Origin of the sequence: Streptococcus oralis (assembly GCF_001578705.1) — a bacterium.
GTDB classification, from domain to species: domain Bacteria; phylum Bacillota; class Bacilli; order Lactobacillales; family Streptococcaceae; genus Streptococcus; species Streptococcus oralis_J.
The window spans coordinates 317,423-343,500 of record NZ_KQ969038.1 but is presented as its reverse complement, the minus strand read 5'-3'; the positions used below and the strand labels follow the sequence as shown (position 1 = coordinate 343,500).

Here is a 26,078-nt window from a genome sequence, read left to right as displayed (position 1 = left end):
TACTATAATTTAGGTATAGTTGGTCTTTTTTGTATAGAAGTGCTATTTTATGAGGAGTATTGGCTCTGTAATAAATCACTCTTATCCCAAGTATAGAACTTCATCACAGAGACATTCGATATCTTGCTCTATATGAGAAGCTAGAATAATGAGTTTACCCTTTTCTTTTAGGTGGAGTAATTTTTCTCGAATTTTTTGAACAGATTGCTTATCAAGTCCGTTCATTGGTTCATCTAAAAGTAATATATCTGGATTTTCCATAAAAGCCTGTGCTAGAGCTAATTTTTGTTTCATTCCTAAAGAGTAGTGCTTCACTTTTTTAGAGGAACTAGGATCGAGTCCTACATCTATCATACTCTGGATAATTTCTTTCTCGCCTATTTCATTTTTGATTAGAGCTAGTTGATGTAAGTTATCAAAACCAGAATAACCTTCCAGAAATCCTGGAGTTTCAATAATAACACCTACACTGGGTAAGAAGGGGAAATCGATTCCAAGTATGCTTCCATCTAATTCGATTTCTCCTTCAGTTATAGATTCTAATCCCGCTAAACACTTGAGTAAAACTGTTTTTCCTGAACCGTTATATCCAACAATTCCGTATATATTCCCACTGGAAAACTCAAAGGAAAGGTCTTCAAAAATTACATTGTGTTTATAGTTTTTACGAATAGACTTTAAATGTAGGTCTGTCATATCTATTGCCTCCTTATTTTTTTCATCACCACTAGGATTATGGTGAGCAAAAGGTATAAAAGTAGGATACGAGTAATTATTTCTGGTAGGGATAGTAAACCAGAATGGGCTTCGTATTTAATATAATGAAAGTCTAGCCAAGTTAAAGGAGATAAAAATTTAATCCAGAAACGTGAAGCTTCTGTAATAAATAATTCTACAATAACTAATCCACAGGCTAAGGTATTTCCTAAATTAGAATAATGACTATTGAAAACGAAAATCACTCCTCCAATCAATATGAATATAAGGAACAACAATAAGAATATTTGAAAAAAAGCTCTATAAGGAGAATAATATTGTAGTATAATTGAGCGTAAATGTGTCATGCTATCAACGCCTTCTGGAAATGAAATACGCCCTTGAGCTAGGGAAGGTAGGAGACGTCCCCAATGATTTGAAAAGTGTAGTGTAGGGAGAAAAGTGATTAAAATGCTGATGATTTGGTAAATCGAAGCGATTAAGCTCGCGATAATCAGATAAATAAACTGGCAGACCATCCACTTTTTCTGTCCGATCTTTAAGATTAACCAAAACTGGAAAGTATCTTTTAAAGGAAGGTTGCTAAATAGTAGTATGACAGATAAAATAGCAATCGCAGTGAACCATTGACTCGTGAAGAGAACGGTTACAATGCTGACAGGATAAGTTTCTTTGAAGTGATTAGCTAAATTAGAAAAAGGTAGCATTAAAATCAAAGTATAGAGGTGAAAGAAAATTAAGATAGGCAACAATCGTTTAAAGGTGAATTGTTGTTTTAAGAGAATAGTTACTACACGTATAATCTCCATAAGATTACTCCTTATCATAAAAATGCCAATGTTTTTTAAGAGCTAGTCGAATGATCTCTATTGCCAAAAGTGCCCATAGAGTTAAGAAAATATAAGGATAAAGTAACGAAAAAATATTTCGAAAGTTTTCGTCACCTACTTGGAAATATGCTAGCCCTTCTCGTAAATAATCATCTGTCGTTAAGACGATATGTGGCAGGGTAAAAAAAGGGAGCGCTCTCTCTAAACCGAATTTTGTGAGGACAAACCAGGTCATGCTTGGAAGAAGATAGACCATTAATATATTAGGGTAAAAAACGGAGAGGACTCCACCTAATAGAGTAAAGAATGCAAAATAGAGTCCAATTAGACTAATGAGAAGGAAGTAGAAAAGGAATATAAATCCTTGATTTAACAACCACTGATTGCTAAAAGTAGATAAGTAGTGAGAATTAGTGAGGGGAAAATAAAATGAGAGGAGAATTAAAAAACAGAATCCTAAGGTCAGTCCTACAAAATAAGAACGGAAAATTAACCGTTTTACGAAGGAAGAAGCGTATTGTCGCAGAGACATACGACTAAGTAAAAAAGGGAGTCTATTTTGATGGTAGTCTTGTGAAAAATCTGTTACTACAGTGGAAGCTGCTGTTAAAATATATAATGACATTGCCAGATTTCTAGAGAAAGAGAGCATGAAATAATCAAGGACTGCTAGTGAATTTCCTCCGTCTAATTTTATTGTTAGATCTGTATAGGACATCATCAATGCAACTACTAAGGAAAAGAGTAATCCAATCCAAATCCTCCAATCTTTTAGCGTATATTTAAAGGGGAGAAGTATTTTCATTTAACTTACCTCTTTCCAGTTTGCGGGATCGATAACTACTTTATCTATACGATCTTTTTCTTTGATTTTAAAGATTAGGAAGGGACGATAGAGATTTCCTCCATAGAGTTCTTTTTCTTGATTGGGAATAGGTATATACTCGATTGTAAATGACTCAATATAAATTGGACTGTCCAAAATCAAATTTTCGTATTTTTCTTTTAAAACATCTAATCCTTTTTGGACAGAAAGAGTAGCCATTTTATCTGTTTTTTGAGTTGGTAAGATAACACCAGCTAAGTCAATTCCTTGAATCCCTGTTTGGGTGATGATAAAGTTTAGGTCAGGACCATGAACAAAATTAATTTCTCCAGATGAACCTAGCTGAGTTTCGCCATCAATAACTCTTTTACTAGAAAGTTTTGGAAAAACAGTAATATAGTACATATCTGTCAGATTGTCTTTAGCTATCTTTGTTCCTTTTAATTCTTTGGCATTTCTTTCGTAGGTCGGGAGATACTCAAGGAGTGTTTCTTTTGAGATAGCGTAGATGAGATAATCATAATCGTCAAATCCTAATTGGAGGGTATTTAGAAATTGTTTAACTTTGTTAACACTGTCTTCTTTTGAAAATGGAAGTTCTTCTTTAAAGTCGGTTAGATTTAGATTATTTTCAATAGCATCTAATCGTAGGTTGTGGAAAATATGTGATAAATCTGATGTTTGGTCAGATGTTAATCGAATCCATGACCCAGTTTTATTGACTGTAATATCTGCTCTCGTCTTTCCTTTTTGGAGTCTGGTTAAAGGATTCTTATCGGCAATAATTTCACTAATTTCACTATCACTTCCCATAAAATTTTGGATAGCTGTTACCAATGTTTCTTTGTCTCCTTTTTTTGAGTTCCAAAAAGGTAATTCTTCTTCATAGGAGGTATCTATCTGGTCTGCGAGATAGATTTGCTCTGTTATCTCTTTATAACCTTCTTTTATGGGAAGATTTTCCTTATTTATCTCAGTTGTTTGCTTTTTGTTATATTGACAAGCTGTTAAAAAGATAAAGGGAAGAATAAGTAGAAATAATAGGTATTTTTTCATAGTAAAAAGCTCCTTTTAAAAAGGAGCGGAGGCATGATACTTTAAAGATAATGCCTCCACTCTTAGAAGGGGGCGTTAGGCTAGTGAGCGCTCAAATGATAAACTAGCGAATAACCCAATGTTTGCTACTTTTGTTTTGAGACGAATTAAGGGTCAAAACGTCCTGTAATATTCGAATCGAACCAACCATATTTAGAGGCGTTGAGATAATAATAGCGTCCAATTGTTCCATAACCGTAGTTATAGTGAAGATTATAACGACCATTTGAATCAGCTATTTTCATCTCAGTTGCAGGTTCATCCTCAGCAGCAGTCCAAGCGCGAATTCTGACCTTTTTTCCCCAGCCAAGACCACCTGTGATATTAGCAACAGCAGGGGAGCCGTCTGTTTTTTCAGTTTTTCGGCTACTAACGGAATAGTCTTCGCGTGTAACATGAAGATTGAAATACACCATCTCAGCAGAAACAGTCTGACTAGCTAAGGGGAGTAAGCAGGTGACTCCCAGTCCTAATACGATGCATTTTTTCAAATTTTTCATCACAATACCTCCTTTATACTTTATTGAAACTGATTTCATATATATTATACTATTTCATTTTTAGAGTGTCAACTCATAAAATAAATTTTTACTGAATTAAAAAACAATACGACGAATTTTTGAAAAGCAAAAAATCATAAGACAAACTGATTTCGTGTATTCATTCCTAAAAAATGTTATCACTACCTCCTCTGGGACTCCCGGGGGAGGTAGTGGTTTTTTTATTAGAGTAGCTAAAAGTAAAAAAATCTTGTTAAAAACTTTGTGAAATACCAGTATAAAATATAGATATCGATTAATTGGACTAATACCTCTATTAGTTTAATTAAGTAGATTTTTAGAATGAACTAGCTTATAATAAGAGTACGATGAAAGCGCTTAACATTGTGAAATTTAACTGGATTTTGATTTAAGAAGTGAACAGGATTCCTTCTTAAATGTTTCATTTATGTCTGATTTCAGTTTGTTCATATTTTGTAACTTATGAAAGATTCAAGTGAAACACAGCAAGTGAAAATCCGATAAAAAGTTGTTTGCTATCCCTTTTGGGAACAAGAAATATTACATGAGGTTATTCATATGAAAAAAACACCCAATCGATGGTTAATTTTGGCTGCGGCCATTTTAACGAATCTCTCTCTAGGTGCAGGATACGCCTGGTCGGTCTTTCAGAAGGCACTCCTAGAAACCAATGCTAGTCAAGGATGGGTTCAAGCTCAGACTTCCTTAGCCTTTAGTATTTCTTTTGCTATGGTACCTGTTGGAATGATTCTTTTCGGTCCCAAAGTAGATTCGGTTGGACCTAAAAAGTTTGTCTTTCTAGGTGGTATTCTCTTTGGTACAGGGATGTTTGCGACTGGTTTTGCGAACTCACTACCTGTGCTTTATCTAACGTACGGTGTCATCCTAGGACTTGGTATCGGCTCTGCCTATGGGGCATCTACGTCCGTTGCGACAAAGTGGTTCCCTGACAAAAAAGGCCTAGCTGGTGGATTGACAGCGGCAGGGTTTGGCTTGGGTCCACTAATTATTGGTCCGGTTGCAAAATCTTTGATTGCTTCTATGGGGATTTACTCTACCTTTAAGGTATTAGGTATTGTCCTTTTACTAGTGATCTGTACATCTTCCCTAGTTATGGCCAAAGCTCCTACTGTTGCTCCAGCAGCGGGGAATGCTCAACCAGAAGGAAAAACTTATAAAGAAATGCTCCGTGATGGAAATTACTGGCTTCTATGGTTGATTTATGTTCTTGGTGCTACAGGCGGAATGATGATTATCGGAACTGCAGCAGCAATCTCAGACCAATATCAACTTGTTGGAGAAGCGACCCTCTTTGTTATGCTGGTATCCATTGCAAATACATTTGGTCGTATCTTCTGGGGTACGGTATCTGATAAGATTGGTCGCTATCCTACCGTTATTGCCATGTTTGGAGCGGTCGCTACTGGCTTGTTGCTCACAGCCTTATTCAAAGGTCCTGGAAGCATCTTGGCCATCCTTGGAATCATGATGGTTGCCTTGTCATTTGGTGGCTTCCTCGGTTCCTTCCCAGGAATTACTGCTGAAAACTGGGGAGTGACCTACGTAGGGACAAACTATGGATGGATGTTTACTGCTTATGGAGTAGCTGCTATTGCTGGTCCTCAGTTAGGGGCACGTCTTGCACAGGCAAACCAAGGAGATTATACAATGGCCTTCTTTATCGTTATCGGTATGGCTATCATTGGTATTCTGCTCCAACTCTTCTATATGGCTAAAGCTAAAAAAATTTAAAAATGAATCCTTGGATTATCCAAGGATTTTTTAAATTGGAGTAGACATTCGTTGGGATTAGCTCCTTTTTAATTTCCGGTCAAATAAATTGCATTCGTTTTCTCAAGTGGGTATACTAGAATAGTTGAATGAAAAATTCTGAAAATTTAAGAATAGAAAAGAGAACAAATCTTATGGCAAAAGATATTCGTGTCTTACTTTACTACCTCTATACCCCAATTGAAAATGCAGAGCAATTTGCGGCAGATCACTTGGCTTTCTGTAAATCAATCGGCCTTAAAGGTCGTATCCTAGTCGCTGACGAGGGAATCAACGGAACCGTTTCAGGTGACTACGAAACAACTCAAAAATACATGGACTACGTTCACAGTCTCCCAGGCATGGAAGACCTCTGGTTCAAGATTGACGAAGAAAGTGAACAAGCCTTCAAGAAGATGTTTGTTCGCTACAAGAAAGAAATTGTCCACCTTGGGTTGGAAGACAACGACTTTGACAACGACATCAACCCGCTTGAAACAACAGGTGCTTACTTGTCTCCAAAAGAGTTCAAAGAAGCCCTTCTTGACGAAGATACCGTTGTCCTTGACACGCGTAACGATTATGAGTACGACCTAGGACATTTCCGTGGGGCTATCCGCCCAGACATCCGCAACTTCCGTGAGTTGCCACAATGGGTTCGTGACAACAAGGAAAAATTCATGGACAAGCGTGTTGTGGTTTACTGTACAGGTGGCGTTCGCTGTGAGAAATTCTCAGGCTGGATGGTCCGTGAAGGTTACAAAGATGTTGGCCAATTGCACGGAGGAATCGCAACCTACGGTAAAGACCCAGAAGTCCAAGGTGAGCTTTGGGATGGGAAAATGTACGTCTTTGACGAGCGTATTGCCGTAGATGTTAACCATGTCAACCCAACCATCGTAGGAAAAGACTGGTTTGATGGAACACCATGTGAACGCTATGTCAACTGTGGGAATCCCTTCTGTAACCGTCGTATCTTAACATCAGAAGAAAATGAAGATAAGTACCTTCGTGGATGCTCACACGAGTGTCGTGTTCACCCACGCAACCGCTATGTTTCAGAAAATGAATTGACACAAGCTGAAGTTGTTGAGCGCCTAGCAGCTATCGGTGAAAGCTTGGATCAAGTCGCTACAGTATAAAGTAAACAGCCTTCAGGGGCTGTTTTTCTATGCTTTTTATCTAAAAATCTAAAATTTGTTTCTGTATCTTTCAGGAAAATAGGGTATACTGTATGTAAACGATTTCAAAGGAGGCCAGTTATGGCGAAAACATTTTTTATCCCAAATAAAGAAAGCATTCTAGGACAACAGGAGGTCTTGACTGCCAAGTCCATCTTAGCCTTGGTAGATGGTTTGGAGTCGCATAGTTATGATGCCGTCTATCTCCGACAGCCCCTCAATCGTCTCGAATACATGGAGTGTGGGATTGTAGGCCAGTCGCAATTCCTCTTCAAGGTCAACTATGCGGATAGTCGAAAAGGTTATCAAGTGGTGATTCCAGATTTCCTTACTAGAGTGGACTGGGAGATTGTGGAGACTCTCCTCCAGGCCCTATCTGGCAAATTAGGGGAAGCGGTAGAAGGGCTAGAAGACTTTGACTTTGAAGCTTATTTCCGAGAAACGGTTAAGCAATATTTAGCGGATAAGGCGGTTCGTTTAGTATATTGCCAAGGACTCTTGTCCCCTATCTATCTCAACAAGGAATACCTCGAGAGCTTTTTAGCAGAGGATGGATTGGTACGTTTTGAAGAGCTGGTCAAGAAAGTTCAAGGCTCTGATGCCTACCTTGCCGGTGTGAAATTTTACCCAGACGCCCAAGGTAGGGTGCACGGTATCTACCACCTAGCCCAGGGAGTCAAAACGATTTTGTCAAAGGAACCCGTTGTACCAGTGCCTTATACCGAGCAGCTGGCAGGCAAGGAGCTTGTTTGGGAGATTGACCTAGTGAAGATTTCTGGTGATGGCTCAAAAGCAGAAGACTATGAAGCCATCGCTCGCTTGGATTATGAAAAATTCCTAGAGTCATTACCAAAAGCATTTTACCAGCAATTAGATGCCAATCAATTAGAAGTACAACCCATCCTAGGACAAGACTTTGAAGGATTGGCAACCATCAAGTAGACACAGTTCAAAAAAGAGTAAACATAAAAATCCCTGTCATTAATAAATGGCAGGGATTTTGGTTAAAAGAAGGTCAGGATGCGAAGGTAGTCCACTGTCAGCGCAAGCTCTGCAATGAAGAAGGGTAAGAGAATGGCGCCATCAAGTAAGACGGCTAGCAGGAAACGATAAAATGGGTCAAGGCTACTAGTATTATTAGGCTTGCTAATCACAAAGAGATTGCCAAGGGCAAAGATGGCCATGCTTAGAAGAGTGAGGATGCCAGCAAATCGTAAGCCACCAAAGAGTGCAAAGAAACTTGCTAGAGCTGTTAGGACAAGTGGGATAGCAAAGAGTCTGCTGTACCGATCGAAGGCTTCTTGGAATGTAAAGTCGCTCTCCTGGTCCAGCACACGTCGGACAGTAAAGCCTCCCAAAATGATGGAAAAGTAAAATAGAGCGCTAGCGACCAGAATCGAAAGCCCAGCAAAGAGATCCAAAGGTGGGAGCTGGTTAGGAGAACTATTAGCAATAGAAATCATATAGCCATAGTAGAGGCGCTTGATATGATAGATACTAAAGAAAAGGTTGATTGACGACAGCAAGGTGAGTAGGGCAAAGACACTATAACGATGTTTTTGATCCGTAGTCTTGCTGGCAGTTGGTTCTTGGATAGCATCCAGTAGCCAAGACCAAAATAGTGCGATTTCTTCTTTTAATCGGGCAGTTTTACGGGGGTCAATGTCTGGGATATAGGGGCTCTCTAAAGCTTTGCTGAGGATGCTTTTCTCTTTTACAGAGTTTTCTTGGTTGCGTTCCTCTTTCCCTTCTCCCTCTTCCTCGGTTTGGATTTCTTCTATCGTTTCGGGAGTTTCCTCCTCATGCGTTTCCGACTCTTTAGGTGAGACAGATGTTTCTTCGCTTACTTGTGGTTCGGTCTCCACAGTTTCTGGAGTCTCTGGTTGGTCGGGCTGTATTTCCGATTTCGTCTGAGCTGATTTCTTCTCAAGATCGGCGCTTTCAAACCATTCTTGTGTCATGGTGGAACCTCCTTTTTATGATCGTTTTCTATTTTTAGATTAGCAGATGAAAGCGTTTTTGTCAATGGTTTCTAGATGGAGAAGAGTACTCTTCTTTTGGTAGGTAGATATCTTGGTTGGCTTTTGCAATGAGTAGGTCCTTGATATCTGCTTTTTCCGTTTTATAAGGGTTGGCAAGTACATTCTCTTTTTGTCCACGATGTTCTTCTTTGGGTTGACGATAGATACCACCATGCTGAGAAGAAATTTCTAGATTGATACGGTCGGTCTCTTTCTGGGAGAGAATGAGTTGTAGAGTTGAATAAGCCTCTAGCTCGACCTTGCCGTGAACTTGGATATTTTCAGCATAGATGTGTGCTCCCTCCGTCTTGACCTGACTATCTGTCAATTCGGCATCAAAGATATTGATGATATGAGGTGCCGTTAATGTGCTGTTCTTGATAGAACTTTCTGTTAGTCTTAAGAGATAGCCTTTTGTTTTGATGGTTGCATTTTCAAGGTTGGCTTGACGAATATTAGTTTGTCCACGATTGGCTGAGACGGTGATAGCTTGCAGCTTTCTTCCTTTGGGTAGGGAGAGAACGACTTCGTCAAAACGATTAGAATAGTTGCTAGCGATACGAAGTAGGCCTTCGATTCCTGAACCGAGAAAACGATGTTGGGAGGCTTGTTTGTCAGTGACGCTCAGTGTTTTGTCACTCATGCCAGTGGTCAGATCGTGACGGCCAGACACCGAAGGATGATAGGTGATGTGGATCTTGTCATCTACAGACTCTGTGATGGTTAGGCTGTGTTCTTCAAGGGCCAGATCAAGTTTTTCCACTTCACTTCCAAAGGTCACTTCTTCGATACGATTGTCATAGACGGGGTCTTTTGACATGGCAAGCAAACTTTGAATACCATTGGACTGGGTGCCTACAATGATCATGATAAAACCGAGGATTGTGGAAACCACACCAAAGATGAGAAATCCTTTCGTCAATTTACGCATGTCTGTCACCTCTCTTTCCTTTTTTAAGAATCCATTGCACCAAGCGGACAATCAGGAGGCCAAAGAAACGAGCTACATAGGAGATGCCTAGTAGAACAAGAGAAGAAGCACCGATAGCAAGCAAACCAGCACCAAAAATCAAGATAAAGGCGGATTTGGCTTCGACTAGGACACTAAAACTCTCTACGATAAAGAGTCCGCCCAGTAGGATACCCGTCACAGAGACGGTAAAGAAGGCTAGAATGACAGCGGCCGCCGCGATAAAAAGCCCGATAATGGTTAAAATAATTGCAATTCCAACAGGAATTCCGATAGGGGCTGCTAGTAAGGCAAGTAGAGCAATGTGTAGCAGTTGACGGTCATTCTTTTGAGCTGGTGCCTCATTAACTTTTTTGTCGAGGAGGTTAGAGAGGACATCATGAGCCGCTTCTTTTGGTGTTCCTAGACTAGCAATGAGCTCCTCTTCGCCCTCTGGACCTGCATCGTCAAATAGTTCCTTAAAGTAGTTCATGGCTTCGATGCGGTCAGCTTCAGGTAGTTTATGGAGATAGGTTTCTAACTGAGTCAGATAGTCAGTTCTTGTCATGGCGGATACTCCCTTCTATGATGCCGTTGACGGTGTCGGTATAGAGCGTCCACTCTTCCTTTAGAGTAACGAGCTGCTCTACACCCCGATTGGTCAAGGAGTAGTATTTGCGCATACGCCCCTGAAACTCTCTAGAGTAGGTGGTCAGAAAGCCACTGGCTTCCAATTTTTTGAGAATGGGATAGAGCGTAGATTCTTTGATATTGGCGATGAGCTTAATGGTTTGGCTAATCTCATAACCATAAGAATCTCCCTGCTCCAGTACAGCCAAGATGAGAAACTCGATCAAGGCAGAGGATGTTGGGAAGTACATGGGAAACCTCCTTTAAATTATATAAAAATTTTATATATACTCTTTTCAAATATATTGTATCTCAAGTTGAAAGCCCTGTCAAGAAATATGTGTAAAAATTTTATATATAAAAAAACTCCTAGTAAAAACTAGAAGTTTAGAGGTTGTTGTTAGCCTTTATCTAAATTTTATCGTAGATTTCTTATAGTTAATTTCCTTATCCAAAAGTTTCAATAAAGGGGTAACGTATTCAGGATTTGGAAACTTAGGACCAAAAATGACTTCATCGATTTGAATTGAATTTTCACGTTCTACATAAAGTTTGCCTATCCCAGAGGTTTTGTCAATTTTGATTTCCTTATTACTTGGGTCTAGATTAGCATAGCGCAAGATACGCAACTCGTCCTCATATTTGTAATCTACAGATTTAAACAAGTAACGAATTTCCTCTATACAGTCAGAAATCGCTTTTTGATAAAAATCATCTCCTTTGTTCAAATCCTTATCTATTTTTTCCTTTAAAGCTTCCAAGAATTCTTCTAATTTTTTGATTTCATACTCGTTAAAGAGCTCTGTTTTTTCTATGCTAAACTTACCACCTGAGTCATTGACATAGGCTATTCGGTAGAGATAATCCACATTTCCTTTTGAAACACTATCTTTTTCTTCAGAATTCGGTTCAGTTCCTTCATCATTAACAGTATCGACGGAATTCTCACTCTCACTCCGAAAGGCAGATTTTTTAAAACCAATATTTAATTCAGATTTCATTAAATACATCTTATCAGAAAATTCTAAAGAGACTTTTTCTCGACGCCAAGAAACATCATTGAAAGATGAAAATCTAGAAAAGTCATCCTCCCGAAGTACAAGACAAACACCTTTGGCATCATCACCATACTGGGACCACATAGCTAAATCATCTGTTTTAATCGTAAAGCTCATTAAAAACCATGAGCTTGGCTCCAAAGCATCTCGTCTATCTAAGCCTAAGATCTTTTCTATGATGATACCTTCTTCAGGATCATTCATATAATTCGCATTATTCAAACGAGTTTTTCCAACTATAGAAAAGCTTGATTCCTCCCTCTGATCCTGATCCAACAAAATTTGAAGTACGCTTCCTTTAGTGTAATGACCAAACTTTATATTTTTCTTTTTATCTTCGTCTTTCAATCCCAGTTGATACTTAATTTTTTGAACATATTGATAAATCGACAGCAGATTCTTTAGTTCATCCGAGTCTTCTTTATAATGCTCTGCCCATGTTTGTAAAATAGCATATTTAGTATTCTTTAAAAGACCTTCTTTTAAGATAAAATTGAATAGCTTATATTCTTTACTATCACAAATATTATCATTATGAAAAAATAGATCATCAAAACTTTGTAACATAACTTTAGAGAATTGTTCATAAAGTTTTTTGATTGTTTCTGTTGTTTGAAGACGTTCACCTACCTTCGTTTGATGATCATATAAGCTCGCTAAGATCCCAGCATATGCGAGAGCGGTTTCTTTAGGATTTTTGAAGTTCTTCAACATTATTTTCAGTTTCTCAGCAGTAGCCTCTAGTTCTGCAACCTCTGTTTGCTCAGTTGACAAATTAAGCAAACTCATAGCATACATCTCTGTGATATCAGGTGAATCTGGGAAACACTCATGCAGGATATGCATTTTTTTTTCAGCAATCTGTCGTTCCGCAACCCCTGTTTGCTCAATTAATAAATTGTACAAAATCTTAGCATACTGGAGTCCTATGTCAGGTGAATCTGGAAAGCGTTCTTGCAAGGCAAGCAATTTCTTAGTAGTATTCTTCCTTTCCGCAACCTCTGTCTGCTTGGTTGATAAATTAACCAAAATCCTAGCAAATGGTTCTGCTATATCAGCTGAATCTGGAAAGTGTTCTTGCAAGGCCTGTAATTTCTCAACAGTAACTGCCAGTTCCTTCAACTCAGTCTGCTTGATTGATAAATTAACCAAAATCCTAGCAAATGCTTCTGCTATATCAGCTGAATCTGGAAAGTGTTCTTGCAAGGCCTGTAATTTCTCAACAGTAACTGCCAGTTCCTTCAACTCAGTCTGCTCGATTGACAAATTAACCAAAATCATAGCAAACGCTTCTGCTATATCAGCTGAATCTGGAAAGTGTTCTTGCAAGGCCTGTAATTTCTCAACAGTAACTGCCAGTTCCTTCAACTCAGTCTGCTCGATTGATAAATTAAACAAAATCTTAGCATATGCTTCTGCAATATCAGGCGAATCTAAAAAGCGCTCATGCAGGATACGTAATTCTTTAGCAATATTCTCCCTTTCTGCAACCTCTGTTTGTCTAATTGACAGATTGAACAACACCTTAGCATACGGTAATGCGATGCCTGACGAATCTGGAAAGCGCTCATGTAGAATGTGTAATTTCTCTGCAGTAGGTGCTAAAGCCGCTTCCACTGGTTGCTTAATTGATAAATTGAATAAAAGGGTAGCATAACCAAATGCAATGTTTTCTAATTCTGGGAAGTGCTCATGGATGGTTTTCAGTTTCTCTACAGTAGCCTCTATATCCTCCACAGATGGTTGCTTGAGTGATAAATTGTACAAAATTACAGCATATCTTTCTGCAATGTTTGCCGAGTCTGGAAAGCGCTTATGCAGGATACATACTTTTTCTACAGTAGCCCCTATATCCTCCATAGCCGGTTGCTTGAGTGATAAATCATACAAAATCCTAGCATACATTTCTGCGATATTTGCCGAGTCTGGGAAGTGCTTATGCAGGATATATACTTTCTCTATTGTAGTCTCTAAATCCTCCATAACCGATTGCTTGGTTGATAAATTGATCAAAATTATAGCGTACAGGAATGCGATGTCTGCCGAGTCTGAAAAGAGTTCATACAAGACATGTACTTTCTCTGCAGTAGCCTCACAGTCCTCCACAGTCGGTTGCTTAGCTGATAAATTGACCAAAACTTTAGCATATACTAACGTAATCTCTACTGAGCTGGCGTATTTTTCATAAATAGATTCCGCTTTCTCTACTATAGCTTTACAAGATGCTTCATCAGTCTGTCCTGCCAATAAGTCAACAAGGTTATTTAACTCTGCTAAACTTTGATCCAAATTGTATTTCTGTTCATCCATCCTGTGCACCTCACTTAAAATAGTAGCTATTTTATAAACCAATTTATTTTTCGCATGACAATTAGTTTCTATACATCTTATTATATCAAAAATACTATCTTTCTGCTAACAGATGGAGGGCGCTTTTTGTTGGTATAAGCACCAAAAAAACCAGATTCTGTCTGGCTTTGCATTATTTATATCTGAGAAGTATTTTAGAATAATTAAAGGATCTTATCCGCGCGATCCACCATAAAGAGTGAGATAGTCATGATGATATCAATGGCTAGAAGGGCAAGGACAGCTGGGGTCCAAGATTGGAAAAGATCAAAACTATAACCAAACAAGGTAGGACCAAAGGCCGCTAAGATGTAGCCCCCTGTTTGCGCCAGACCTGAGAGTTGCGCAGTCTTTTCAGGCGAGCTGGTCTTAAGCGAGAAGCAAACCATGAGATAAGGGAAGAGGGCGCTACATGCAGTCCCAATCAAGAGGTGGGCGACTAGCCAGTAGAGGAAGTTGTTGCTTGGATACAAGAGCATGGCAATTCCTATCATACCAGCGATAGAGATAATGGTTAGCATGATTCGACGGTGGCCGTCTGACAAACGAGTCGTCAGACTTGGGATGGTCATGGAAAAAGGAATGCTGATCAGCGAGAAGATAGAAGCCAGAAGAGCCGCATCGCTATTAGAAAGACCAGCACTAATAGCCATAGTTGGCAACCAGGTCATACTTGTATAAAAGAGTAAGGACTGAAGGCCACCAAAGACAATGATGGCCCAGACAGATTTGCTTTTTAGAATATTTTCTTTCGATTTCTTTTCTTGCTGGCCTTCTAGATAGTGGTTGTGGCGATGATTTGGCAACCAGACTAGCAGAGTGACCAAGCAGAGAAAGCTGAGAACGAGGATCAAGCCTTTCCAAGAACTAGCTTGGGTGATAGGGACTGATAGATAGGAGGCAATAGCTGTGGAAATCCCCATAGCAGTGACATAGAGTGTCGTTAGGAGACTGATTTTTTGAGGCTGATTTGCCTGAATCATACTAGGGAGAAGAACATTGAAAATAGCAATGCTCGCTCCGACAATCAAGGTCCCTAGATAGAGAAGGGGAAGATTAAAGATACGAATGACAGAGCCAATAGTTAAGAGAAGGAGACAGTAAGTAAAGAGATGCTCTAGTCCAATCTTTTGCGCCAAGCGACTCGCAAAAGCAGAGAAAAGAGCAAACATCAAGAGAGGGAGACTGGTTAAAATCCCGAGAGAGCTGACCTCGACTCCTAGCCCCTGAGCAATGTCTCCTAAAATAGTTGGAAGAGCAGTAAAAGGAGAGCGTAAAACAGTTCCGATTAAGACAATTCCTAGAACAAAAAAGAGTGATTGTTTTTTCATGAAAACCTCGATAAGATGATTTTAATAACAGCTTATTTTAAGTTTTTTTTCTTATAATGTCAAGGAGAGGACTGCTAAGAAAGCTAGAACGATTTAACTGAAAATAGAGTGAAAGGAGACGGATCTCTTTACTAGAATTTTTCTTGATTTGATATAAAAATAGGAAACTAGGAAATTTTGTGATAAAATAGTGGAAGGAAATCTATAAATTGGAGAAAAACTGTGTCTGAAAAGCAAAAAATCAGCGTCTTGATGTCGGTCTATGTAAAGGAAAATCCGACATTTTTGAGAGATGCCATCAAAAGTGTTCAAAACCAGACCTTGAAACCAAGTGAGATTGTTCTCGTAGAGGATGGGCCTCTTACACCAGAACTCTATCAGGTGATAGATGAAGTGGAAGCTCAGTCAGAGATTCCAGTTAAGCGTTGCCCCTTAGAAGAAAATCAAGGTTTAGGTTTGGCCCTTCGATACGGTGTTTTACAGTGTCAGTACGATATCATCGCTCGCATGGATACAGATGATTTAACCGTTCCGGATCGTTTTGAGAAACAGATTCAACTAATGGAGCAGGAAAATCTCGATCTCTTAGGTGGGCATATCGCAGAGTTCATTGACAATCCTGACGAGATTGTGTCTTATCGTCGTGTTCCGACTCAACATGCGGACATTGTGGTTTATCAGAGAATGAGAAGCGCCTTTAACCATATGACAGTCATGTTTAAAAAGGACATGGTCCTCAAGGCGGGCAACTACGAAGATGGGCTTTATATGGAAGATGATCTTCTCTGGCTCAATATGATTGCCGCAGGTGCCAAGACTGGAAACCTGGATCAAATCTTGTGTAAAGTTCGTGTCGGTGCAGGGATGTTTGAGCGTCGAGGTGGCTTGCGTTACCTTAAACTCTATCGCCAGGCTCGTCAGCGCATGTTTGAAAGAGGGCAAATTTCCTACATGGAATATGCGAAAAGCATTGCCATTCAGGCGGTTGTGGCACTTTGTCCAGGTTTTGTACGTCAGTTTATTTTTGTAAAATTACTAAGAAAAAATAAATAGGCTTGTAAAAGATAAAATAGCCAAAAGATGTTATAATGACAGTATATTTATTTGCATTCTTTTAAGAAAGAGTAAATTCCTATGAATAAAAAACTAACAGATTATGTGATTGATCTGGTTGAAATTTTAAATAAACAGCAAAAACAGGTGTTCTGGGGTGTATTTGATATTATTAGTATGGTGGTTTCCATCATCGTATCTTATATCTTGTTTTATGGCCTTATAAATCCTGCGCCTGTGGACTATGTTATCTATACTGGTTTGGCTTTCCTCTTCTATCAAATCATGATTGGATTTTGGGGGCTCAATGCGAGTATTAGTCGCTATAGTAAAATCACAGATTTCTTAAAAATCTTTTTTGGCGTAACCGTCAGCAGCATTGTCTCTTACGGACTTTGCTACGCCTTTCTTCCTCTATTTTCTATCCGGTTCATCATACTCTTTATCTTATTGAGTACCTTCCTGATCTTGCTCCCTCGAATCACTTGGCAGCTGATTTATTCTAAGCGCAAGCAAGGTAGTGGAGATGGAGAGCATCGTCGTACCTTCTTGATCGGTGCTGGTGATGGTGGTGCCCTCTTTATGAACAGCTACCAACATCCGACTAGCGACCTTGAGCTAGTGGGAGTTTTGGATAATGATGAAAAGAAAAAGGGGCAAAAGCTTGGTGGAATCCCAGTTTTGGGTTCTTATGACAATCTGCCTGACTTGGCTAAACGTCACCAAATCGAGCGTGTCATCGTAGCCATCCCTTCGCTTGACCCATCAGAGTACGAACGCATCTTGCAGATGTGTAATAAACTAGGTATCAAATGTTATAAGATGCCCAAGGTTGAGACCGTTGTTCAGGGACTTCATCAACCAGGTAGTGGTTTCCAGAAGATTGATATCACAGACCTTTTGGGCCGTCAAGAAATTCGTCTTGACGAATCGCGTCTTGGTGCAGAGCTTACAGGTAAGACTATCTTGGTGACAGGAGCAGGTGGTTCGATTGGTTCGGAGATTTGTCGTCAGGTCAGCCGCTTCAATCCAGAGCGCATCGTCTTGCTTGGACATGGTGAAAACTCCATCTACCTCGTTTATCATGAATTGATCCGTACATTCCAAGGAATTGATTATGTTCCTGTTATTGCAGATATTCAGGATTATGATCGTCTTTTACAAGTGTTTGAACAGTACAAACCAGCCATCGTCTACCATGCTGCAGCCCACAAACACGTTCCGATGATGGAGCGCAATCCAAAAGAAGCCTTCAAGAACAATATCCTCGGAACCTACAATGTTGCCAAGGCTGTTGATGTAGCCAAAGTACCTAAGATGGTTATGATTTCGACAGACAAGGCGGTCAATCCACCGAATGTTATGGGGGCGACTAAGCGCGTGGCGGAGTTGATTGTTACTGGCTTTAACCAACGTAGCAAATCAACCTACTGTGCAGTTCGTTTTGGGAACGTTCTCGGGAGCCGTGGTAGTGTGATTCCTGTCTTTGAACGTCAGATTGCTGAAGGTGGCCCTGTAACGGTGACAGACTTCCGTATGACACGTTACTTCATGACCATTCCAGAGGCTAGCCGTCTAGTAATCCATGCTGGCGCTTATGCCAAGGACGGAGAAGTCTTTATCCTCGATATGGGCAAACCGGTTAAGATCTATGACTTGGCTAAGAAAATGGTTCTTCTAAGTGGGCACACGGAAAGTGAAATTCCAATCGTTGAAGTCGGTATTCGTCCGGGTGAAAAACTCTATGAAGAACTCTTGGTTTCGACCGAATTGGTTGATAATCAAGTCATGGACAAGATTTTCGTTGGTAAGGTAAACGTCATGCCTCTAGAAGCTATTGATCAAAAGATTGAAGAGTTCCGTTCACTCAGTGGAGATGAGCTCAAAGAAGCCATCATTTCCTTTGCAAATGAAACAACCCATGCTGAGTAAGAGTGTCTAACAAATTAATTATAAATAAAAGGCCAAGGTTCTGTTTGTACAGGACCTTGGCCTTTTTACTCTGTAATTTCAAATTGTTGTATTATTTATAGTTGCTTAATGATATCATCAATGGTACGGGCAATCCAGTCAGGTTGATAGCTGAGCAAATCAGCCTCTTCTCCAAATCCCCAAGTAACAGCAAACTTTTTAATGCCAGTTTCTTGGGCTCCGATCATATCAAACTTAGTATCTCCGATGATGAGGACTTGGTCTGTAGGGAGTTGATGCGTTTGCAAGGCAAAACGGATGACATCTGCCTTGTGTGGCGTTTCAGGACTAGAACCGTAAATGCCATCAAAGAAATGATGGATTCCCAGATTTTTAGTCATATCATGAGCAGTAGGGGTATTCTTTGTTGTGGTGATATAGAGAGGGTAGTTTTGTGAAAGTTCTTGAAGCAATTCCGTTATTCGGGGGAAGAGTTGGGCTTCGTGGATCCCTTTTTTCTTGTAGTAAGAACGATAGATCTGCACAGCTTCCGAGATTTGCTCCTTGGGAAGACACGTTGCAAAACTACTTTCAAGTGGCGGTCCCATAAAACCACGAATGGTTTTGGCATCAGGGCTTGGAACTCCTAGCTCTTTAAAGGTATGGGTAAAAGCATTGTGGATCCCGAGGGAACTGTCAACCAAAGTTCCGTCTAGATCAAAAAAGATTGCTGAGATAGAGGACATAGTTTCTCCTAATAGATATAGATAAGCTTATTCTCCGAAGATTTCTTTTTGTAGGCGACGACCAGTCGGGGTGGCTGCGAGTCCCCCCTCGGCCGTTTCACGAAAGGCAGTTGGGAGGCTCGATCCGACTTGGTACATGGCATCGATGACTTCGTCAACAGGGATCTTAGACTCGATACCTGCCAAGGCCATATCAGCCGCGATAAAGGCAAAGCTAGCTCCCATGGCATTTCGTTTGACACAGGGAACTTCAACCAAACCAGCGACGGGGTCGCAGATGAGGCCCAGCATATTTTTAATGACAAAGGCAATGGCTTGACTGGCCTGATAGGGGGTTCCACCTGCAGCCAAGGTCAAGGCTGCAGCACTCATTGCAGAGGCAGAGCCGACTTCGGCTTGACAGCCACCTTCAGCACCTGAGATAGAGGCGTTGTTTGCGATGACTAGTCCAAAGGCACCTGCAGCAAAGAGGAAATCTAGCTGTTTTTCGTGGCTAAGGTCTAATTTTTGGATAGCAGCGGTGAGAACAGCTGGCAGACAGCCAGCACTTCCTGCGGTTGGAGTAGCGCAGACCAAGCCCATTTTCGCATTGTGTTCATTGACCGCGATGGCATTACGGGCTGCTGATAGGATGGTAAAGTCAGACAAGGCCTTGCCACTTTTGAGATGGCGGTCTAGTTTGGCTGCGTCTCCACCCGTTAGGCCACTACGGGATTTATTTTCACTGAGACCGAGCTCGACAGAGGCTTTCATGACTTCTAGATTGCGTTCCATGAGGAGGAGAACTTCTGGGCGCTCTCGACCGGTTAATTGATATTCTGTCGCAATCATGAGTTCTGCGACATTTCCTTGGAAGTCTAGATCTGCCTGCTCGACCAATTCTTTGATAGAATAAAACATGTTTCCTCCTACTTAAAGAAATTGACATTGTGGAGATGAGGGATTTTTCGGATTTCTTCAATCGCCTCTTCGCAACTTCGACTATCGACTTCGATAATCATAATGGCTTTTTCTCCAGCTTTTTCTCTAGTCACATTCATCTGAGCGATGTTGATATCGAAACGAGAGAGGGCTTCAGTAACATGGGCAATCATACCTGGAACATCCTGATGCACGATGATAATGGTTGGTGTGTTCATGTTGAGAGAGACAGCAAAGCCGTTAAGCTCCGTAACTTGGATATTTCCCCCACCAATGGAAATTCCTGTCACACTGATGGACTTGTGTTCATTCTTCACAGTAATTTTAGTGGTATTAGGATGAGGCGCGTTGCTGTCTTTCTGAATGGTCCAGACAATCTTGATGCCACGTTTATGGGCAATCTCTAGGCTATTTGGAATGTCGGGATCGTCCGTATCCATACCTAATATACCAGCGACGAGAGCAAGGTCGGTTCCATGACCACGGTAGGTTTTGGCAAATGAGTTAAATAATTGGAATTCGACTTCTGTCGGCGTATCATCAAAGATGGAAGAGACGATTTTCCCAATACGAACAGCTCCAGCAGTATGGCTACTTGATGGGCCAATCATAACTGGTCCGATAATATCAAAGACAGATTGAAAACGAAGTGAGTGCATCTGTTTCCCCTTACAAAGATTCTTGTTTCTATTATATCAAAGAATGAAGTTCTGTGCTTATTTTCCTTATAAAACTGGAAAAATGGATAAAAAGAGTATAAAATCTTGTCTTTTATGACAAAAATATCAATGTTTCAGTAAATATAAAATATTTTTGTAATATTTCTACACGAAACCGTCAAGAAACGGTAATATTCAAACGGTATGATAGAAGCATAGTAAAAAGGAGAATTTTTAGAAATGACATTAACAACTAAACAAATTAAATTAACTCTTGCAGGAGCAGCAACTTTCCTTGCTTTCCTTGCACCATCACTTGCTTTTGCAGATGAAACAATCACTTATACAGTTAAACCAGGTGACACTCTTTCAGAAATCGCTGAGAAGTACAACACCACTGTTGAAAAATTGGCTGAAAAAAACAAGATAGAGGATATTCATCTGATCTTTGTGAACCAAGTTTTGGTCATCGAAGGGACAGCTCCAGTTGCGACAACTTATGAAGCACCAGCTGCAGCAGGAGAAACAATCGAAGAGACTACGACTTACGAAGAAATAACTGAAACAACAACTTACGAAGCGCCAGCTGCTACAACAAGCACTTCTTATGAAGAAGAAAGCTACACAGCTTCAACTGTAAGTGGTTCTGAAGCAGAAGCCAAAGAATGGATCGCTCAAAAAGAATCAGGTGGTAGCTACACAGCGACAAACGGACGTTACATTGGGCGTTACCAATTGACAGATTCGTACTTGAACGGTGACTACTCGGCTGAAAACCAAGAACGTGTAGCAGATGCCTACGTTGCAGGACGTTACGGATCATGGACGGCCGCCAAGAACTTCTGGCTTAACAACGGTTGGTATTAAGATAATATAGAAAAGGAAGTCTTAATGACTTTCTTTTTTGTTTACAAAGATGTCAACTTCTCGCTCTAGCTCTGTTAGTAAGTGTTCATCTTCGACTAGTTTAGCTAAGGAGAGTCCATTTTGTATCAGCTGAGCATCATCGGTACAAATGCCGATACGAATATAGGAATATGCAAGTGTATCATACTGTTTGCTTACTTTTGCCTCCTCCAAGAGAGTATAGCAAAGTTGTTTACAAATCAGCTTTTCCCCATTGTAAAGATAAAGAGTTGAGAGGTTCAAAAGCAACATCATACGAAGTCGAAAGACAGGACTATAGTATTTATAAACCTCTAGTCGTTCGAGGATTTTTTCGGTAATCAGATGGATATACTCCATAGGAAAGGCAAAGAGAATGGTATTAAGGACTTTTAGGTCGTACTCATACCAAGTATCTTGTTTCTCTATTTTATCCCACAGTCTGTTTACAATGTTGTCAACTTTACTTGACAATTTATCTATTCCATTTTCACGGATGTAGATAACGATTTCGAGCATATCTTGTAACTGCTGGATGGGGAAGTCATGGTGTATTTTGAGATAATCCTGGCATTTTTTGAGCAATTGACTTAAGTCACTCGTACCACTAATAGAAGCCATTTTTAAAAAAGTCTGCATGATAGTTGATCGCTCACTTGGGTGGTAGAGATGGCAGATATAGTCAAACTCTTCAAAGCTCATATTGATTTGTCGGAGAAGAAACTCCATATTCTCATATTTTGGGGTTGTCTTGCCACTTTCAATCTTTGATAGACTGGTTCTTGAGAGAATATCTCCACAGACCTCCTCTTGGGTTAACCCTTTTGACTCACGGATTTCTTTATAAACATTGCCAAAATCGTAGCGCATGATTTCCTCCTTATTTGTGAAAAAAGTTAACAAAAAATAGAAATTGATTAAAAATATTGTATCATAGTAATATAAAAAGTAAAAAAGAAATCTAAAATAAATTTGTGAAAAAGGTTAACAAATTTTACGACAAGGTATATTGTATTTTATAATAAAGATGATGAAGTACTAAGGGGGTATCTTTATGAAAAAAATCAGTCATCTTTGTATGTTTCTGCTGTTGCTGTGTACCACTTTTTTTGTTTTTAATGTAAACTACACACGAGAAGTGGTTCGGATTCAGGAAATGGGAAAGACAGCGGGTTCTTTGGATGTATATTTGAAAGATGTTAATGAACCAGCAGCATCTGTTCTTCGATTTTTTGAGGATGTATCAAAGGAGTACAAAGTCTCCATCATCAAAACAGACAGCGGTGATGAGGTGATCAAGGCTGGTGTTTTTGATAAAGAGACCTTCCCCTACCAAGAGTTTGGGCTTTCTTCCCTTGATTTTAGCACAGATGGCGAGGGAGTCTATAGTAATAAAGAGACTCCCGATAAACTTGGTACGATTCCGACCTTTCTAAAAGCCAAGCCTATTCAGCTTATGACTTTTCAAACCTATATCAAGGATACATCTCGTAGTTTAAATGGTCGTTATACGATAACTTCTACACAAGAGATCGACAAGGATAGGATTGTACAGAAATGGAGCGATTTTTTCAAGATAGACCAGACTACCTTGCTAGAGCCGACCTACAAAAGTGCAGTGGAAGTTATCAATCGTGATTTGCTCTTATCTGCTATTATTTTTGTCATGGCTATTTTGCTTCTTGTCTTAGTGACGGTATATCAGCCGATGATGGAGATGAAAAGAGTGGGGGTACAAAAGTTACTTGGTTTTCAAGATCGGGCTGTTTTAGCTGATGTTGTCAAAGGCAACCTCTACCTCCTCCTAGGTGGGGCGCTTGTGATCAATCTAGGAGTGTTTTTCTTGCTTGATTACAAGCCGAAAGATTTGTTTCCTATGCTATGGTTGTCTCATTTTTTGCTTTTGCAGCTTTATCTCTTTATCAGTTGGTTGACCTATCTCTTAATCCAAAAAATGACAATCAGTTCTCTGTTGAAAGGTTTTTCATCTTTCAAATTTGTCTTGCTCTTTAATTATTTGATGAAAATTGGGACAACGATTTTGCTGACGGTCTTGCTGATTGGGGTGGGAAAAAGTTTGGAACAAGAAAACAAGGAGTTGGACTACCAGAAACAGTGGATCAGTCAGGGAAATTATCTGACCTTGGAAACTTTCCAACTCAATGATAACCTGTGGCAAGAGCAGTTGGCGGGCTCAGGGCAGGCTGTGGATTATTTCTATCGATTTTATCAAGACTTGGTAGAAAAAACGCAGGCGGGCTATGTGCAAAGTAGCAGTCTTCCTGTAAAAAATTTTGTCAAATCAGAACAGATTCAGCAATATCAGTTAACAGATACGATGGATGTTTACTATGCAAACCGTCATTTTTTAGAAAGTCAGGGATTCAAGCTACCAGATACCGGCACTAAAAAAGTTATTTTGATGCCAGCAAGTACGAAAGGTGAAGAGGAGAAAAATCAGCTCTTGGGGAAATTAATTGCCTATCTTTCTATGAAGTATGAAGAGCAGCAAAAACGAACGATAGAGGAGATGGATATCGAGATTGCTTACTATGAAGGTGATTGGTCATTCTTCCCTTATAACGAGAAACGAAAGGAAAATCTCTACAATCCAATTATTAGCTTGGTCAATGATTCCGATATGATGTGGGATGAAAAAGCCTCCCTGTCTACAACAGGTTTAAATAATCCGATTAAAATCGAAAATACGGCTCAACATCAAAAAGAGGTGACAGCGTTAGTTGAGAAATTATCAGATGGGAATTATTTAAAATTTTCATCTATTCAAGTCATTCAACAAGATAAAGTAGATTCTTATCGAGATGCTGTTCGGAATTTCAATATACTCTTTGCTTTGGTTGCTCTTCTTAGTATGATGATTTCCTACTTCTTACTAGTAACAACTTTCTTATTGAAGCGAACAGATATTATCACCAAGAAGTTTATGGGCTGGAAATTGATAGATCGGTATCGCTCCTTGCTGGGTCTTCTATTAGCTGTTTATAGCCTTCCTTTTATGGTTTTGCTATTCTTTACACAGGCACTTTTCCCGCTCCTACTTTTTGCAGGATTTACAGGCTTAGATATCCTGTTTGTGCTTTTCTTGGGTTCTAAGATGGAAAAACGAAATGTAGTGCAGTTATTGAAAGGGGATCACTTATGATAAAGTTGGAAAATGTTACGAAAACCATTGGGAAAAAAGTTATTTTGGAGAACTTATCTCTAAAAATTAACCAAGGGGATTTAGTTGCGATAGTTGGAAAGAGTGGTAGTGGCAAGTCAACCTTGTTAAATCTATTGGGTTTGATAGATGGCGATTACAGTGGACATTATGAAATTTTCGGTCAGCAAAATGTACCTGTCAACTCTGTTAAGTCGCAAGCGATTATCCGCGAACATATCTCTTATCTATTTCAAAACTTTGCTCTGATTGACAATGAAACGGTAGAGTATAATCTCATGCTTGCTCTAAAGTATGTGAAATTGTCCAAGAAAGACAAAGTCAAAAAGATAGAAGAAATTTTAGAGAGAGTGGGGTTGCCATCAACTCTACATCAAAAGGTTTCAGAGTTATCTGGAGGGGAACAGCAGCGAATCGCAGTTGCTAGAGCCATTTTAAAACCCAGCCAGCTCCTTTTAGCAGATGAACCAACCGGTTCTTTAGATCCTGAAAATCGAGATTTGGTTTTAAACTTTCTCTTAGATATGAACAAGGAAGGGAAAACGGTCATTATCGTTACCCACGATGCCTATGTGGCTCAACAATGCCATCGAGTTATTGAATTGTAAAAAATACAGAAATCTTATCAAAAATCTTTAAACTTAAGGACACCTTTAAAATTTAATTTTAAAACACTCATTTATCAACATTTTTTGATTGATAAAAATAGAAAATCGGTTGTTTTTAGGAGATTCCCTAAAATTACCTCCTAACCACACTTATTAAAAAAGATAATTCCTATGGAAATAGTTTGACTCTTAAGATTTAAATACCTTAGTTCTCGTGATTTTTGAGCTATTCTAGCTTTAGAATCCTTCAGAACGCAAAATTTTAAGCAGTCAAAGACCTAGAATACTCATAAAACATTTATTTTATAGCAGTGCTAAGCTTAGAATTGCATGGATATATATGTATTTAAGCTGTTCGATAGTTTGGACAGCTCTATTCTGAGAAATCTGAGCTATCAATGCTTTAGAATAGTATTTTGCCAATGGATTTTATTGAAGGATTGCTTATTTTATGCTACTCTAAAATAAAACTGATTTAATGGAGCAAATGGAGAATCGTTACATGAAACATTTTTTTGCAGGAATTGGTGAGATAAGATTTATTAGTTATCTATTGTCTCTATGTGTAGGACTAGCCCCTCTTTTTCATATATATATCATAGGCTCTGAAATGAGCTTTGTGAAAATAGTATTATCTATTTTGGGTATTATATTTGTTTGTATTTTAACTATTGCTCGAATTTATAGGAATTTTTTCTATAAAGAATAGTTTGGATTTGAAAAGTGTCCAGATTGAAGAAAAAGTCCATTTTGGACAATTTTCTTCAATCTTTTTCTTTGCTAGAGAAAGTAGAAAACTCTTAAAAATAGCATTATATCAGCATTCCTAAGAGTTT

At 39.4% G+C, this 26,078-nt stretch carries 24 protein-coding genes; 9 read left to right on the top strand and 15 right to left on the bottom strand.

All coding sequences use genetic code 11. The annotated features are described in order from the left end of the window. Window positions 1-81: 81 nt before the first annotated feature. The 5 genes from SORDD05_RS07620 to SORDD05_RS07600 all read right to left on the bottom strand — a co-directional run bounded on the left by SORDD05_RS07620 (window position 82) and on the right by SORDD05_RS07600 (window position 3,968). Window positions 82-696 carry an ATP-binding cassette domain-containing protein gene (locus tag SORDD05_RS07620; RefSeq protein ID WP_000130639.1) on the bottom strand — a complete coding sequence of 205 codons (615 nt, stop codon included), beginning with the start codon at window positions 694-696 and terminating at the stop codon, window positions 82-84. Between the two features lie 2 nt (window positions 697-698). Beyond that, entirely contained in the window at window positions 699-1,526 is an 828-nt protein-coding gene (locus SORDD05_RS07615) for a hypothetical protein (RefSeq protein WP_000402861.1), read from the bottom strand. Between the two features lie 4 nt (window positions 1,527-1,530). Continuing rightward, window positions 1,531-2,352 (bottom strand): hypothetical protein, encoded by an 822-nt coding sequence (locus SORDD05_RS07610; RefSeq protein WP_061418595.1) that lies wholly within the window; start codon window positions 2,350-2,352, stop codon window positions 1,531-1,533. Further along, entirely contained in the window at window positions 2,353-3,429 is a 1,077-nt protein-coding gene (locus tag SORDD05_RS07605) for a hypothetical protein (RefSeq protein WP_061418591.1), read from the bottom strand. It abuts the gene before it with no gap. 146 nt (window positions 3,430-3,575) lie between these two features. After that, window positions 3,576-3,968 carry a hypothetical protein gene (locus tag SORDD05_RS07600; RefSeq protein ID WP_061418588.1) on the bottom strand — a complete coding sequence of 131 codons (393 nt, stop codon included), beginning with the start codon at window positions 3,966-3,968 and terminating at the stop codon, window positions 3,576-3,578. Between the two features lie 579 nt (window positions 3,969-4,547). Here SORDD05_RS07600 and SORDD05_RS07595 point away from each other — a divergent pair. The 3 genes from SORDD05_RS07595 to SORDD05_RS07585 all read left to right on the top strand — a co-directional run bounded on the left by SORDD05_RS07595 (window position 4,548) and on the right by SORDD05_RS07585 (window position 7,882). Beyond that, window positions 4,548-5,741, top strand: coding sequence for an L-lactate MFS transporter (locus tag SORDD05_RS07595; RefSeq protein WP_061418585.1), 1,194 nt, complete (start codon window positions 4,548-4,550; stop codon window positions 5,739-5,741). A 173-nt stretch (window positions 5,742-5,914) separates the two neighbouring features. Continuing rightward, window positions 5,915-6,901, top strand: coding sequence for an oxygen-dependent tRNA uridine(34) hydroxylase TrhO (locus SORDD05_RS07590; protein WP_001030025.1), 987 nt, complete (start codon window positions 5,915-5,917; stop codon window positions 6,899-6,901). Window positions 6,902-7,021: 120 nt separating this feature from the next. Beyond that, complete coding sequence (locus SORDD05_RS07585; protein ID WP_061418582.1) at window positions 7,022-7,882, top strand: DUF4299 family protein; 861 nt, start codon at window positions 7,022-7,024, stop codon at window positions 7,880-7,882. 62 nt (window positions 7,883-7,944) lie between these two features. On the opposite strand, the gene SORDD05_RS07580 is transcribed toward SORDD05_RS07585, so the two are convergent. The 6 genes from SORDD05_RS07580 to SORDD05_RS07555 all read right to left on the bottom strand — a co-directional run bounded on the left by SORDD05_RS07580 (window position 7,945) and on the right by SORDD05_RS07555 (window position 15,278). Beyond that, window positions 7,945-8,901: a DUF6574 domain-containing protein gene (locus tag SORDD05_RS07580; protein WP_061418579.1), complete on the bottom strand. Its 957-nt coding sequence runs from the start codon at window positions 8,899-8,901 to the stop codon at window positions 7,945-7,947. A gap of 61 nt (window positions 8,902-8,962) precedes the next feature. After that, on the bottom strand, window positions 8,963-9,892 hold the full coding sequence (locus SORDD05_RS07575; RefSeq protein ID WP_061418576.1) for a DUF4097 family beta strand repeat-containing protein: 930 nt from the start codon (window positions 9,890-9,892) through the stop codon (window positions 8,963-8,965). After that, entirely contained in the window at window positions 9,885-10,478 is a 594-nt protein-coding gene (locus SORDD05_RS07570) for a DUF1700 domain-containing protein (protein WP_061418573.1), read from the bottom strand. The genes SORDD05_RS07575 and SORDD05_RS07570 overlap by 8 nt, the downstream gene beginning before the upstream one ends. After that, entirely contained in the window at window positions 10,465-10,791 is a 327-nt protein-coding gene (locus SORDD05_RS07565; RefSeq protein ID WP_000273860.1) for a PadR family transcriptional regulator, read from the bottom strand. The genes SORDD05_RS07570 and SORDD05_RS07565 overlap by 14 nt, the downstream gene beginning before the upstream one ends. Window positions 10,792-10,947: 156 nt before the next feature. Beyond that, entirely contained in the window at window positions 10,948-13,908 is a 2,961-nt protein-coding gene (locus tag SORDD05_RS10280; protein ID WP_231077328.1) for an outer membrane protein assembly factor BamD, read from the bottom strand. Window positions 13,909-14,111: 203 nt separating this feature from the next. Next, window positions 14,112-15,278: a CynX/NimT family MFS transporter gene (locus tag SORDD05_RS07555; protein ID WP_061418571.1), complete on the bottom strand. Its 1,167-nt coding sequence runs from the start codon at window positions 15,276-15,278 to the stop codon at window positions 14,112-14,114. A 222-nt stretch (window positions 15,279-15,500) separates the two neighbouring features. Here SORDD05_RS07555 and SORDD05_RS07550 point away from each other — a divergent pair, with 222 nt between their 5' ends. Both SORDD05_RS07550 and SORDD05_RS07545 read left to right on the top strand, forming a co-directional pair. Further along, window positions 15,501-16,331, top strand: a complete 831-nt coding sequence (locus SORDD05_RS07550; RefSeq protein WP_061418568.1) for a glycosyltransferase — start codon at window positions 15,501-15,503, stop codon at window positions 16,329-16,331. An 81-nt stretch (window positions 16,332-16,412) separates the two neighbouring features. After that, entirely contained in the window at window positions 16,413-18,263 is a 1,851-nt protein-coding gene (locus tag SORDD05_RS07545; RefSeq protein ID WP_061418564.1) for a nucleoside-diphosphate sugar epimerase/dehydratase, read from the top strand. A gap of 95 nt (window positions 18,264-18,358) precedes the next feature. Here SORDD05_RS07545 and SORDD05_RS07540 read toward each other — a convergent pair whose 3' ends face one another. The 3 genes from SORDD05_RS07540 to sdaAB are packed head-to-tail and all read right to left on the bottom strand — an operon-like array spanning window position 18,359 to window position 20,568. Then, window positions 18,359-18,988, bottom strand: a complete 630-nt coding sequence (locus tag SORDD05_RS07540; protein ID WP_061418561.1) for an HAD-IA family hydrolase — start codon at window positions 18,986-18,988, stop codon at window positions 18,359-18,361. A gap of 27 nt (window positions 18,989-19,015) precedes the next feature. Beyond that, window positions 19,016-19,888 carry an L-serine ammonia-lyase, iron-sulfur-dependent, subunit alpha gene (sdaAA, locus tag SORDD05_RS07535; RefSeq protein WP_061418558.1) on the bottom strand — a complete coding sequence of 291 codons (873 nt, stop codon included), beginning with the start codon at window positions 19,886-19,888 and terminating at the stop codon, window positions 19,016-19,018. Window positions 19,889-19,896: 8 nt separating this feature from the next. Further along, a complete protein-coding gene (gene sdaAB / locus SORDD05_RS07530; RefSeq protein ID WP_000555868.1) occupies window positions 19,897-20,568 on the bottom strand; it encodes an L-serine ammonia-lyase, iron-sulfur-dependent subunit beta in 672 nt (223 codons plus the stop codon). A 240-nt stretch (window positions 20,569-20,808) separates the two neighbouring features. On the opposite strand from sdaAB, the gene SORDD05_RS07525 reads away from it, so the two are divergent. Continuing rightward, a complete protein-coding gene (locus SORDD05_RS07525) occupies window positions 20,809-21,435 on the top strand; it encodes an aggregation-promoting factor (protein WP_061418556.1) in 627 nt (208 codons plus the stop codon). A 21-nt stretch (window positions 21,436-21,456) separates the two neighbouring features. Here SORDD05_RS07525 and SORDD05_RS07520 read toward each other — a convergent pair whose 3' ends face one another. Next, window positions 21,457-22,323: a helix-turn-helix domain-containing protein gene (locus SORDD05_RS07520; RefSeq protein WP_061418554.1), complete on the bottom strand. Its 867-nt coding sequence runs from the start codon at window positions 22,321-22,323 to the stop codon at window positions 21,457-21,459. A 184-nt stretch (window positions 22,324-22,507) separates the two neighbouring features. On the opposite strand from SORDD05_RS07520, the gene SORDD05_RS07515 reads away from it, so the two are divergent. The 3 genes from SORDD05_RS07515 to SORDD05_RS10275 all read left to right on the top strand — a co-directional run bounded on the left by SORDD05_RS07515 (window position 22,508) and on the right by SORDD05_RS10275 (window position 25,951). Further along, window positions 22,508-24,616, top strand: coding sequence for a bacteriocin-associated integral membrane family protein (locus SORDD05_RS07515; RefSeq protein ID WP_061418551.1), 2,109 nt, complete (start codon window positions 22,508-22,510; stop codon window positions 24,614-24,616). Further along, window positions 24,613-25,242 carry an ABC transporter ATP-binding protein gene (locus SORDD05_RS07510; RefSeq protein ID WP_061418548.1) on the top strand — a complete coding sequence of 210 codons (630 nt, stop codon included), beginning with the start codon at window positions 24,613-24,615 and terminating at the stop codon, window positions 25,240-25,242. The genes SORDD05_RS07515 and SORDD05_RS07510 overlap by 4 nt, the downstream gene beginning before the upstream one ends. Window positions 25,243-25,744: 502 nt before the next feature. Next, a complete protein-coding gene (locus SORDD05_RS10275; RefSeq protein ID WP_061418545.1) occupies window positions 25,745-25,951 on the top strand; it encodes a hypothetical protein in 207 nt (68 codons plus the stop codon). Window positions 25,952-26,078 lie beyond the last annotated feature (127 nt).